We start from the raw sequence: 12096 nt of genomic DNA, 5'->3' as shown, positions 1-12096 counted from the left end.
ACTATGTTATCGGTAAAATGAGCATTAGTTGGTATAACTGCTTATCATAATTTACAAATTTCTTTGTCGAATTAAAAAAAGAGCAAGCCTGTAAGGGCTTGCTCTTGGTCTATTCAAATAAATTTATTTGCCGAATGCTTCCGGATTTGCACGCCATGCCTGCAGCGTTGCAATGTCCTCGCTTTGCACTTTGCCGATTTCAACAGCCGCTTCGATCAATGCGCTGTAGTTCGACAACGTTTCCAGCGGCATGTTCTCCGCTGCAAACGCATTTGAAGCTTTCTCGAATTGATAAGTAAAGATGGCCAGAACCGACAGTACTTCCGCACCTGCTTCACGGACCGCCAGACCAGCTTTCAGCGAGCTGCCGCCTGTCGAGATCAGATCCTCGATAACAACAACCTTCTGACCGGGATTGATGCGGCCTTCGATTTGGTTTTGCTTGCCGTGGCCTTTTGCTTTATCACGAATGTAAGCCATAGGCAGGTTCAGCTTTTGAGCGACCCATGCCGCATGCGGAATGCCTGCCGTTGAAGTGCCGGCGATGACTTCTGCATCCGGGTAGCGCTCGCGGATAACCGCAGCAAAGCCTTCTGCGATCATGTCACGGATTTCCGGGTATGTCATGGTCAAACGGTTATCGCAGTAAATAGGAGATTTCAAGCCGGATGTCCAAGTGAACGGGTCATTCGGACGAAGCGCTACCGCTTCGATCTCCAGCAGCTTTGTTGCGATTGCACGGGGCAAATCCGTTAATGTCACTTTGCTCATAGCTTAGATCAGCTCCTCAATGATAGATTCTAATGCTTCACGCGGACTTGCTGCCGCTGTAATTGGGCGTCCGATTACCATATAGTCTGTACCTTGCTGCAGCGCTTCACGAGGCGTCATGATGCGTGACTGGTCGTTAGTCGCCGCCCAAGTTGGACGAATGCCCGGAGTAACGGTCTGGAAAGCGGTGCCGCATGTTGCCTTTATCACTTCCACTTCAAGCGGAGAAGCTACAACGCCTGTCAGACCAGAACGTTTGGCCAATTCTGCATAGCGGACCACCGCCTGCTCGACTGAGCCTGCGATACCGATCTCTTCGTTTAGCATCTGCACGCTTGTGCTTGTCAACTGCGTAACAGCGATAATGGCTGGTCTTGCTTGTCCGCTGGACAGCGCTGCTTCAGCGCCTTCTACAGCCGCTTCCATCATAGCCGCGCCACCGGCTGCATGAACGTTAAACATGTCAACGCCAAGCTTCGTGACGCTGTTCGAGCCGCCTTTAACCGTGTTTGGAATGTCGTGCATCTTCACATCAAGGAACACGCGGTAACCGCGTTTCTTCAAACCCTCTACGAACGAAGGTCCCGCCGCATAAAAGAGCTGCATGCCCACTTTCATGTAACATGGGATGCCTTCCAGTTCGCTAAGCAGCCGTTCAGCCGACGCCGCATCCGCATAATCAAGGGCAACCATTACTTTGCCTGCCGCTTGTTCTCTTGTTAAACTCATCGCTTTAAGGTCTCCTTCCGCTTCCGAGGCCGAAATAAACGGCCATCCGCCGGCTTCGGAGGTATGAAGCTTGGAGCTTCATACCTCCGAAAGCAACCGGCGCTGGCCGTGCTTTCATGTATTCAATTACTTCTGCACCACCGGCATAGGGCGCGAGGAGAAGTTGATCGACTCGAGCATCTTCAGCAAAGCGCGTACCGTATCAAGCGATGTCATACATACGACGCCGTTCTCTACCGCTTCGCGGCGAATACGGAAGCCGTCACGCTCAGGTGTTTTACCCTTCGTCAAGGTATTGACTACGAACTGTGCTTCACCTTCGCGAATCAGGTCAAGAATGTTTGGAGCGCCTTCGCTCAGCTTGTTCACGCGTCTTACACGCATGCCCGTAGCTTCAAGCGTATCAGCCGTTCCGCCTGTGGCAATAATTTTGTAGCCCAGGTCGTAGAAGCCGCGCAGCAGTTCAGTCGCTTCTTCTTTATCCTTGTCCGCCACGGTTGCAACGATCGCACCGGACATCGGGATTTTCATACCTGCACCAATCAAGCCTTTGAACAAAGCTTTCGCATAGTTCTCATCGCGGCCCATAACTTCACCCGTCGATTTCATCTCCGGAGTCAGCGTAGGGTCAACGCGGCGAAGCTTCGCGAAGGAGAATACCGGTACTTTAACCGATACATAGCTGTCTTCACGCCACAGGCCGTCTACATAACCAAGATCAGCCAGCTTAGTGCCAAGAATTGCTTTCGTTGCCAGGTTCGCCATCGGCAGATCCGTTACTTTGCTCAGGAACGGTACTGTACGGGACGAACGCGGGTTAACTTCGATGACATATACTTTTTCGTTGAAGATAACGAATTGGATATTTACAAGACCAACAACCTTCAGTGCTTTTGCAATTTTGATCGTAATGTCAACGATTTGATTCTTGATATCGTCGGACAGCGATTGTGGAGGATATACCGCGATCGAGTCACCGGAGTGAACGCCTGCGCGCTCGATATGCTCCATGATGCCAGGGATCAGAACGGTATCGCCGTCGCAGATCGCGTCAACTTCTGCTTCTTTGCCAAGCATGTAACGGTCGATCAGTACCGGATGCTCAGGGTTGATCTTCACGGCTACTTCCATGTAGCTCAGAAGCTCTTCATCGGAGTATACGATCTCCATCGCACGGCCGCCAAGGACGTAGGAAGGACGAACAAGTACCGGATAGCCGAGTTTTTGTGCTGTTTCTACCGCTTGGTCAACCGAAGTTACTGTGCTGCCTTCAGGCTGTGCGATATTCAAGCTGCGAAGCAAAGCTTCGAATTTCTTGCGGTCTTCCGCTGTGTCGATGCTCTCAAGGCTGGAGCCCAGGATGCGTACGCCAGCTTTCGTAAGCGGAGCAGCAAGGTTGATAGCTGTTTGGCCGCCGAATTGAACGATTACGCCTACCGGCTTCTCCTGCTCGATAACGTTCATCACGTCTTCGAAGAACAACGGCTCGAAGTACAGGCGGTCGGAAGTACTGAAGTCCGTCGATACCGTCTCTGGGTTATTGTTGATAATAACCGCTTCGTAGCCAGCGTTCTGAATCGCCCATACCGCATGTACGGTCGAGTAGTCGAACTCGATGCCTTGACCGATACGGATTGGACCGGAGCCCAGTACGAGCACTTTTTCTTTCGACGATGCCGTTACTTCGTTCTCTGTCTCATAGGTCGAGTAGTAGTAAGGCGTCGATGCTTCAAACTCAGCCGCACAAGTATCTACCATCTTGTAAACTGGCGTCATGCCAAGCTCTTTACGGAAGGCACGGATATCATGCTCGTTCGTGTGGCTGCCATTCGGGAAGCCTTCTTTGCGGATTTCCGCGATCGAACGGTCGGAGAAGCCTTTGCGTTTTGCTGCATACAGCGTTTCGCGGGACAAAGCTACCTCTCTGCGGATTTGATCCTCGAACTCCACAATACCTTGGATCTTGTCCAGGAACCACCAGTCAATCTTCGTCATGTCTTGAATGTCCTGCAGCTTGTAGCCACGGCGGAATGCTTCCGCTACGAGGAACATACGCTCGTCATCCGGCTTAGCCAGGCGAGTTTGCAGAACAGCGTCATCGAGTGTTACAGCTTCTTTCAGGTGAATACGATGCGTGCCGATCTCAAGCGAGCGAACCGCTTTGTGCATGGATTCCTCGAAAGTACGGCCGATAGCCATAACTTCGCCCGTTGCTTTCATCTGCGTGCCAAGCTTGCGGTTCGCATTAACGAACTTGTCGAATGGCCAGCGCGGGATTTTCGATACGATATAGTCAAGGGTTGGCTCAAACATCGCGTAGGTTTGGCCGGTAACCGGGTTAACGATCTCATCCAGCGTGTAACCGATCGCAATCTTCGCAGCCATCTTCGCGATTGGGTAACCTGTCGCTTTCGATGCCAGCGCCGACGAGCGGCTTACGCGAGGGTTAACTTCGATTACATAGTATTGGAAGCTGTGCGGATCCAGCGCGAACTGAACGTTACAGCCGCCTTCGATGTTCAGGGCACGGATGATCTTCAGCGATGCCGAGCGAAGCATTTGATACTCGCGGTCGGACAACGTTTGCGAAGGAGCCACTACGATACTGTCGCCGGTATGAACGCCTACCGGGTCGAAGTTTTCCATGTTGCAGACAACGATACAGTTATCGTTTGCGTCACGCATAACTTCATATTCAACTTCCTTCATGCCCGCGATCGATTTCTCAATCAAGCACTGGCTGATCGGGCTGTAACGGATACCCGAAGCAACGGTTTCACGAAGTTCTTCCTCGCTTGCGCAAATACCGCCGCCTGTGCCGCCCAGTGTATAGGCCGGACGAACGATGATTGGATAACCGATTTCATTGGCAAAGGTTACTGCTTCTTCTACCGTTGTTACGATAACGCTCTCTGGTACCGGCTGCTCCAGCTCGCGCATCAGATCGCGGAACAAGTCGCGGTCTTCTGCTTTCTCGATGGCAGTCAACTGCGTGCCGAGAAGCTTAACGTTTTCGGCTTCCAGAACGCCTGCGCGCGCCAGTTCAACGGCCATGTTCAGACCAGTCTGGCCGCCCAGTGTAGGCAGGAGTCCGTCAGGACGCTCCTGGCGGATGATTTGGGATACGAAATCCAGCGTAATGGGCTCGATATAAACTTTATCAGCCATATTGGTGTCTGTCATGATTGTTGCAGGGTTGCTGTTGATCAGAACGACTTCATAGCCTTCTTCCTTCAGCGCTTGGCAGGCTTGCGTGCCAGCATAGTCGAATTCCGCCGCTTGTCCGATGACTATCGGGCCGGAGCCAATTACGAGAATTTTTCTGAGTTCATTATTTTTGGGCATATTGAAGTTCTCCTTTCAACGTTGCCGCAAGCACAGCTTGACGAGGTTTTTGCGGGTTATTCTTCTGGTGTTCGCGGATCATCTCCAGGAATTCATCGAACAGATAGCTGGAATCAAACGGACCTGGTGCAGCTTCCGGATGGTATTGCACCGAGAACGCCGGGTATTTGTTATGTTTCAGACCTTCAATGGTCTTGTCATTGTTATTGATGTGTGTAACCGACAGCTCTGTGCTGTTGATGGAATCTTCAAGAACCGTGTAGCCATGGTTCTGCGAAGTGATGTAGCAGCGGTTTGTTGCCAGCTCTTTAACCGGATGGTTGCCGCCGCGGTGGCCGAATTTCAGCTTCGTTGTATCAGCGCCGCAAGCCAGAGCGAACAATTGGTGGCCAAGGCAGATACCGAAGATCGGGAATTCCCCAAGCAGCTCTTTAATCATTTGCACAGCGTAAGGTACGTCTTTCGGGTCCCCAGGGCCGTTCGACAGCTGAATGCCGTCCGGTGCAAGGCGGCGGATTTCGTCTGCTGTCGTGTTATGCGGAACTACTACTACATCGCAGCCGCGCTGTGTAAGCTCGCGCAGGATTCCGCTCTTCGCGCCGAAGTCAACGAGCACGATGCGTGGGCCAAAGCCCGGGCTCGAGAAGACCGATTTAGTCGAAGTGCGCGCTACTTGATCCGTCATCAGCGTGGACAGGCCAAGACGCTCTTGAAGCTCTTCAATACGCTCGTTGCCGGTTGTAAGAAGACCTTTCATTGTACCGTGCTGGCGGAGAATGCGAGTCAGCATGCGGGTATCGATATCTGTGATGCCCGGAATGTTGTATTGTTTCAGCAAATCACCCAGCGAATATTGCGCGCGCCAGTTGCTTGGCACCGGCTCATAACGGCGTACGACAAAGCCGTGAATACTTGGGCTGATGGACTCGAAGTCATCGCGCGAAATGCCGTAGTTACCGATCAGCGGGAATGTCATCGTCACGATTTGTCCACAGTAGGACGGATCGGACAATACTTCCTGGTAACCTGTAATCCCTGTATTAAAAACAACCTCACCGCACGTTTGCGTTTCCGCGCCGAAAGATTGTCCCGTAAACAACGTTCCGTCTTCCAACAATAATCTTGCTTGCATCCGTATCACTCCTCATCAGGTCTTCGTATGTTCTATTAGTTAGCGGATTCGTTGTATACGATCTTGCCGTCAACGATTGTAGCCACTGTCCAGCCTTGCAGCTTCCATCCGCCAAATGGCGTGTTGTTGCTTTTCGATGCGAAAGCAGAAGGATCTACCGCACGTTCGTTATCCAGATCAACGATGGTCAGATCGGCAGGTGCGCCTTGCTCAAGACGGCCGGTAGGAAGGCCGAATACGCGAGCCGGGTCCGTTGTCATGCGCTCAAGCAGGAAGCCAAGCGTCCATTTGCCTGTCAGCACAAACTTCGTGTAGAGCAGCGGGAAGGCTGTCTCGAAACCAACGATGCCAAACGGCGCAAGTTGCATGCCGCGTGCTTTCTCTTCCGCGCTATGCGGTGCATGGTCGGTTACGATCATATCGATCGTGCCGTCCTCCAGCGCTTCGATAACTGCTTCTACATCACGCGGTGTGCGCAGCGGCGGGTTCATCTTCCAGTTGGAGTCGAAGCCCGGAATATCTTCATCGGAAAGTACCAGGTGATGCGGGCAAACTTCAGCCGTTACACGCACGCCGATTTGCTTAGCAAGGCGGATCAGGCGAACCGATTGCTCTGTGCTGACATGGCACACATGATAATGAACGCCTGTAGCTTCGGACAGCAGGACATCACGGCCGACATGGATCGCTTCCGACTCGTTCGGAATGCCTTTCAAGCCATGCTTGCGGGAGAAGGAGCCTTCGCTGACATACAGCCCTTCAACCAGGGTGTTGTCTTCGCAATGCGCAATGATCGGCATATTCATCGATTGGGCAAGCGCCATCGCGTCTTTCATCATTTGCGCGCTTTGTACGCCTACGCCGTCATCCGTAAAGCCGATTGCTCCCGCTTCTTTCAAAGCGGCAAAGTCCGTCAGTTCGCGGCCCAGCTGGTTTTTCGTAATCGCTGCGTACGGAAGAACTTTTACAACGCCTTCTGCCGCGTTTTTATCGAGAATGTATTTCACCGTTTCAGGCGTATCCACCGAAGGACGGGTGTTCGGCATGCATGCGATTGTTGTGAAGCCGCCTTTTGCTGCCGATCTTGTGCCTGTCGCCATGTCTTCTTTATACTCAAAGCCCGGATCGCGCAGGTGGACGTGCATATCGATGAAGCCCGCCGACACCAGCTTGCCTGCAGCATCGATGACTTCCGCGGAACCTGTATCAGGGACTGCAGATCCGTCTACGATTTCCGCAATTTGCTCGCCTTCGAGGCGGATATGTTTCTTTTGCAAGCTTCCAGAAGCTGTATCCCATACGTTACCGTTAATAATCCATACTGACATTGTTTTGTTCACCTTCCGGATTTTATTCGTGTTAGCTCAGTGCCCTTTCGATTACCGCCATCCGAATCGGTACGCCATTTGCCATTTGCGGGAAAATGCGTGATTGCGGATGCTCAACAAGTTCGTCGTCAATCTCTACGCCGCGGTTGATTGGAGCCGGATGCATGATGATCGCGTGCTCTCCAAGTTTGCTTGCGCGCTCGACCGTGAGGCCAAACTGCTCGCGGTAAGCTTCAGCGGAGTTCAGCATGCCGCTCTCGTGTCGCTCCAGCTGTACGCGGAGCATCATAACCACATCGGCTTTTAGTGCCTCATCCATCGTTACATATGGCACGTCGAGCTCGGGAGCCTTCAAGTTGCCCGGCGAGCAGAACTGAACCTTCGCACCAAACTTGCGGAGTGCCCACAGATTGGAGCGTGCTACGCGGCTGTGCAGGACGTCGCCGATAATGGAGACGGTCAGACCGTTCAGATTGCCAAAATGTTTGCGCATTGTATATAAATCAAGCAGCGCCTGCGTAGGATGCTCGTTGTTGCCGTCGCCAGCGTTGATAAGCGGTACTTGAATCTTTGTAGCCAGCTCGGCCAGTACGCCGATTGGCTTCAGCCGGATGATCCCGACATCGATGCCCATCGATTCAAGCGTGCGGACCGTGTCGTAGATCGACTCGCCCTTTTGCACGCTGGATACAGCTGCCGAGAAGTTGAGCACCTCTGCGCCCAAGCGTTTCTCTGCCACTTCGAACGAAAAGCGTGTTCTTGTGCTGTTCTCGAAGAACATATTCGCTGCGAATTTGCCCTGCATCACATTGTGCACTTTGCTCGAATGCTGTTCCCAGTATGCCGCTCGATCCAGGATCGCTTCAATTTCTTCCTTGCTAAGATCTTTCAGTCCAAGCAAACTGCGTTGTTTAAGTTGTGTCATCGTCGTCATCAGGCCTGCCCCCTCTGGTGTATGATCATGACTTGGTCCTTCAGATCGATTTCCGTTAACGAGACATCAATTTGCTCTTGCTTGGAGGTCGGTACGTTCTTGCCTACATAATCAGGCCGGATCGGGAGCTCTCGGTGGCCTCTGTCTACCAGTACAGCCAGCTGGATGCTTTGCGGTCTTCCGCAGTCCATCAGCGCGTCCATCGCTGCCCGGATCGTACGTCCCGTGAACAGGACATCGTCGCACAATATAACTTTCTTATCATGTGCGGAGAACGATTCGCCATTCAGGTCGCCGATGACAGCTGCAAGCTCAACGCTCGCATCGACTAAAGTTTTGCGGTCATCGCGGTAAGACGTAATGTCGAGCTCGCGGACTTCTACCGGCTTGCCTTCGATATCTTGGATACGATCCGCAATTCTTCGCGCCAGGTAAATCCCTCTTGTCCGGATGCCGATCAGAACGCAGTTATCAATGCCTTTGTTCTTCTCCACGATCTCGTGAGCAATTCTTGTCAAAGCTCTTCGGATCGCTGTCTCGTCCATAATGACCAGATGCTCTTCTTCCACCGTTGCCGCCTCCCTCGTTCGGATCATCAATCGCGCCTATCAGCAAGGACGAAAAAAAGCTCCTTGCTAACAACGCAAGGAGCCTGAGACCAGCCGTACATAGAGGGTCAGCTTAACCGCCGCTATCCCAGCAGGATGCGGTTCAGGCTAAGGCCCTGTTCTACGTGCGGCAGATCTGTTATTCACGCTACCTTGCCAGCCTCACAGGGCTGATTTAAAGGTACTGCCATATATCAAAAGAATTGTACCGCGTCGCGCGAAAATTGTCAAGGGATGTAGCATTGGTTAAATCAAACGCGCATTCGAATGTTCTATCGGCCGCTGTTGCTCGATGATTCCAACAAAGCTACCTCGTAAGCATAATCTTGCTCCCTAAGAATCATTCAAAATGCACCGTTTGTATTTAACTGTAAGGGAAAATAAAAAACAGCCGTGCAGATAGTAATCTGCACGGCCGTTCATTTCTATTACAGGGACATTTTGCGGATGCGTTCTACCGCTTTTTCCGTGTTCTCGCGGGAACCAAATGCTGTAAGGCGGAAATAGCCTTGGCCGCTTTGGCCGAAACCTACACCTGGTGTACCAACGATGTTTGCTTCCGACAGAAGCTTATCGAAGAAGGACCAGCTGTCCATGCCGTTAGGTGTTTTGAGCCAGATGTACGGAGCGTTAACGCCGCCGAATACTTCCAATCCAATCGATGCAAGGCCTTCGCGAATGATACCGGCGTTAGTCATGTAGTAGTCAACCAGTGCCGCGATTTGCTCTTTGCCTTCCGGCGAGTAGATCGCTGCGGCACCGCGTTGTGTTACGTAAGATACGCCGTTGAATTTCGTTGTATGACGGCGGTTCCACAGATCGTTGATCAGCACTTCGTTGCCATTGGCATCAAGGCCTTTCAGCTTGCGTGGAACTACAGTATAAGCACAGCGAACGCCAGTGAAGCCTGCAGTTTTCGAGAAGCTGCGGAATTCGATAGCTACTTCGTCAGCGCCTTCGATTTCATAAATGCTGTGAGGAACATCTTCCTCTTGGATGAATGCTTCATAAGCCGAATCGTACAGGATGATGCAGTTGTTTTCTTTTGCATAGTCAACCCATTTTTTCAGCTCTTCTTTGGAAAGCGTCATGCCAGTCGGGTTGTTCGGGTAGCAAAGGTAAATGATGTCTACTTTGCGGTCGGGAAGGCTTGGCGTGAAATTGTTCTCGGCCGTGCATTCCAGATACACGATATTCTCGTAACGGTTAGTCTCTTTGTTGAATTTGCCGGAGCGGCCCGCCATAACATTCGTATCCACATATACCGGATATACAGGGTCTTGTACCGCTACAATGCTGTTCTCGCTGAAAATTTCCTGAATGTTGCCAACGTCGCATTTCGAACCGTCGCTCACGAATACTTCATTCGTTTGAACGTTGATGCCGCGTGCTTTGTAGTCGTTCTCGATGATCGCGTTGATCAGGAAGTCATAGCCTTGCTCAGGGCCGTAGCCGCGGAAAGACCCCGGTACTGCCAGCTCGTCAACAGCAGCGTGCATGGCTTTTGTTACCGCTTCGGGCAAGCCGCGCGTAACGTCGCCAATCCCAAGACTGATGATCTCTGCATTTGGATTTTCCTGCACAAATTTCGTGCGGCGTTTTGCAATTTCCGAGAAAAGGTAGCTGCCTTGCAGCTCCGTATAATTGTGATTAATAGCTGTCATGAATCGTTCACCGTTCCTTTTACGATATGTTTTTACGTTTTAAGCTAAGGATAGCTTACTTTTTACGATGAAATAATGAATAATATGCTGAAATGTTTGCATTTTTCCGCACAAGCCCTGAACAGGCCTTCTTAACGCAAACGAAGCGAATTAATCACATGTTCCATATCAGCAGGAATCGGTGCTTCAAATTCAAGAAACTCACCGGTTCTTGGATGTTTAAAGCCAAGCAGCGCTGCATGCAATGCTTGTCCTTTTAACGCTACCGTCTTATTGCGTCCATAAATAGGATCGCCTGCCAGCGGATAACCGATATATTTCATATGAACGCGGATTTGATGCGTGCGCCCTGTCTCCAGCTGGAGCTCAACAATCGTGTAATCACCAAGCCGTTCCAGAACCACAAAATGAGTAACGGAATGTTTGCTGTTCTTATCGGTTACGGTAAACAGCTTCCGGTCATTCTGATCGCGGCCGATAGGCGCGTCAATCGTTCCTTGATCATGCGGCAAATTACCATGGACCAAGGCAATATATTTACGCGACACCGTATGTTCCTTCAACTGCTCGGCAAGTGAAACGTGGGCAAGATCATTTTTCGCTGCCATCAGCAGTCCGGAAGTGTCTTTATCAATCCGGTGGACGATACCTGGGCGGAGTACGCCATTAATGCCGGACAAATCCTTGCAATGATACATCAGCGCATTAACGACCGTTCCGGAGGAATGTCCCGCTGCAGGATGCACGACCATCCCCCTTGGTTTGTTTATAACAATGACGTCAGAGTCCTCGTACACAATATTAAGCGGAATATTCTCCGCTGCAATAGCCGCATCTTCCGGCTCCGGTATACGAAGGGCCACTTGATCGCCTGATGACACTTTGTAGTTCGACTTCACCGTATTCTGATTCACATGCACAGCACCGGATTTGATCCAATCCTGTACTTGCGTGCGGGAGATGGATTCCTCGTTTAGGCTGTCCGTCACAAATTTATCAATCCGTTCCCCCGCCCGCTCCGGCGACACCTCAAATTCCAACAGTTCTTCACTCTCATTAAACAGGTTGCTGCTCATGCTCGTTATGTTCCTTATCCTCTCTCTTGCTGATTTGTTTCGGGTCATCCTTCGAATACAGCAACGTATCAATTAGAATACATGCTACACCAACGCAAATAGCGGAGTCCGCTACGTTAAAGATCGGGAACGTATAGCTGCCGAAATTAAACATCAGGAAATCAACGACCTCACCTGCAATGGCACGGTCAAGGAAATTGCCAACTGCTCCTCCAAGGACAAGCCCCAGTCCGGTTAATAGCCAGGCTTTGCCTGAATTTCTGGAAGCATGGGTGTACCAGACGATCGCACTGACAATGAATACGGTGATAATGATGAAGAATACTCGTTGTTCCTGCAGTATGCCAAATGCTGCTCCGCGGTTCCGATGCGAGGTAATGAGAAAGAAATTGCCGATCACGCTGATCTGCTCGCCGATTTCAAGTTGAGCAGCAATGATTTTTTTGGTGATGAAGTCCAGCACAAAAGCTGCTACCGCGATCCAGTAATAATAAAAACGCATCGTATCC

Annotated in this window: 10 protein-coding genes; all 10 read right to left on the bottom strand. The window is 51.2% G+C overall.

The genetic code is table 11. The features are described from left to right. Positions 1-123: 123 nt before the first annotated feature. Positions 124-771 carry an orotate phosphoribosyltransferase gene (pyrE, locus tag BM200_RS02150; RefSeq protein WP_091180815.1) on the bottom strand — a complete coding sequence of 216 codons (648 nt, stop codon included), beginning with the start codon at positions 769-771 and terminating at the stop codon, positions 124-126. Positions 772-774: 3 nt separating this feature from the next. Continuing rightward, positions 775-1500: an orotidine-5'-phosphate decarboxylase gene (pyrF, locus tag BM200_RS02145; RefSeq protein ID WP_091180812.1), complete on the bottom strand. Its 726-nt coding sequence runs from the start codon at positions 1498-1500 to the stop codon at positions 775-777. A 126-nt stretch (positions 1501-1626) separates the two neighbouring features. Beyond that, positions 1627-4845 (bottom strand): carbamoyl-phosphate synthase large subunit, encoded by a 3219-nt coding sequence (gene carB, locus BM200_RS02140; protein ID WP_091180810.1) that lies wholly within the window; start codon positions 4843-4845, stop codon positions 1627-1629. Then, positions 4832-5977, bottom strand: coding sequence for a carbamoyl phosphate synthase small subunit (locus tag BM200_RS02135; RefSeq protein ID WP_091180808.1), 1146 nt, complete (start codon positions 5975-5977; stop codon positions 4832-4834). Before BM200_RS02135 ends, carB begins: the two co-directional genes overlap by 14 nt. Positions 5978-6012: 35 nt before the next feature. Then, positions 6013-7305, bottom strand: a complete 1293-nt coding sequence (locus BM200_RS02130) for a dihydroorotase (protein WP_091180805.1) — start codon at positions 7303-7305, stop codon at positions 6013-6015. 31 nt (positions 7306-7336) lie between these two features. Continuing rightward, complete coding sequence (locus BM200_RS02125) at positions 7337-8242, bottom strand: aspartate carbamoyltransferase catalytic subunit (protein ID WP_281248347.1); 906 nt, start codon at positions 8240-8242, stop codon at positions 7337-7339. Then, a complete protein-coding gene (gene pyrR / locus BM200_RS02120; protein WP_091180801.1) occupies positions 8239-8835 on the bottom strand; it encodes a bifunctional pyr operon transcriptional regulator/uracil phosphoribosyltransferase PyrR in 597 nt (198 codons plus the stop codon). Before pyrR ends, BM200_RS02125 begins: the two co-directional genes overlap by 4 nt. A gap of 440 nt (positions 8836-9275) precedes the next feature. Next, on the bottom strand, positions 9276-10511 hold the full coding sequence (locus BM200_RS02115) for an LL-diaminopimelate aminotransferase (protein ID WP_091180799.1): 1236 nt from the start codon (positions 10509-10511) through the stop codon (positions 9276-9278). A 131-nt stretch (positions 10512-10642) separates the two neighbouring features. After that, positions 10643-11587 (bottom strand): RluA family pseudouridine synthase, encoded by a 945-nt coding sequence (locus BM200_RS02110; protein ID WP_091180796.1) that lies wholly within the window; start codon positions 11585-11587, stop codon positions 10643-10645. Then, positions 11568-12089, bottom strand: coding sequence for a signal peptidase II (lspA, locus tag BM200_RS02105; protein WP_091180795.1), 522 nt, complete (start codon positions 12087-12089; stop codon positions 11568-11570). Before lspA ends, BM200_RS02110 begins: the two co-directional genes overlap by 20 nt. Between the last annotated feature and the right edge of the window lie 7 nt (positions 12090-12096).

The sequence above is a fragment of the Paenibacillus catalpae genome (assembly GCF_900112695.1).
Lineage (GTDB): Bacteria > Bacillota > Bacilli > Paenibacillales > Paenibacillaceae > Pristimantibacillus > Pristimantibacillus catalpae.
The sequence above is the reverse complement of the archived record's forward strand: the minus strand, read 5'-3'. Positions and strand labels throughout refer to the sequence as shown.

What these genes read in the sequence shown, in the direction of transcription:
- pyrE (WP_091180815.1), bottom strand. Translation starts at nt 771, where the DNA reads ATGAGCAAAGTGACATTAACGGATTTGCCCCGTGCAATCGCAACAAAG.
- pyrF (WP_091180812.1), bottom strand. Translation starts at nt 1,500, where the DNA reads ATGAGTTTAACAAGAGAACAAGCGGCAGGCAAAGTAATGGTTGCCCTT.
- carB (WP_091180810.1), bottom strand. Translation starts at nt 4,845, where the DNA reads ATGCCCAAAAATAATGAACTCAGAAAAATTCTCGTAATTGGCTCCGGC.
- BM200_RS02135 (WP_091180808.1), bottom strand. Translation starts at nt 5,977, where the DNA reads ATGCAAGCAAGATTATTGTTGGAAGACGGAACGTTGTTTACGGGACAA.
- BM200_RS02130 (WP_091180805.1), bottom strand. Translation starts at nt 7,305, where the DNA reads ATGTCAGTATGGATTATTAACGGTAACGTATGGGATACAGCTTCTGGA.
- pyrR (WP_091180801.1), bottom strand. Translation starts at nt 8,835, where the DNA reads ATGATCCGAACGAGGGAGGCGGCAACGGTGGAAGAAGAGCATCTGGTC.
- BM200_RS02115 (WP_091180799.1), bottom strand. Translation starts at nt 10,511, where the DNA reads ATGACAGCTATTAATCACAATTATACGGAGCTGCAAGGCAGCTACCTT.
- BM200_RS02110 (WP_091180796.1), bottom strand. Translation starts at nt 11,587, where the DNA reads ATGAGCAGCAACCTGTTTAATGAGAGTGAAGAACTGTTGGAATTTGAG.
- lspA (WP_091180795.1), bottom strand. Translation starts at nt 12,089, where the DNA reads ATGCGTTTTTATTATTACTGGATCGCGGTAGCAGCTTTTGTGCTGGAC.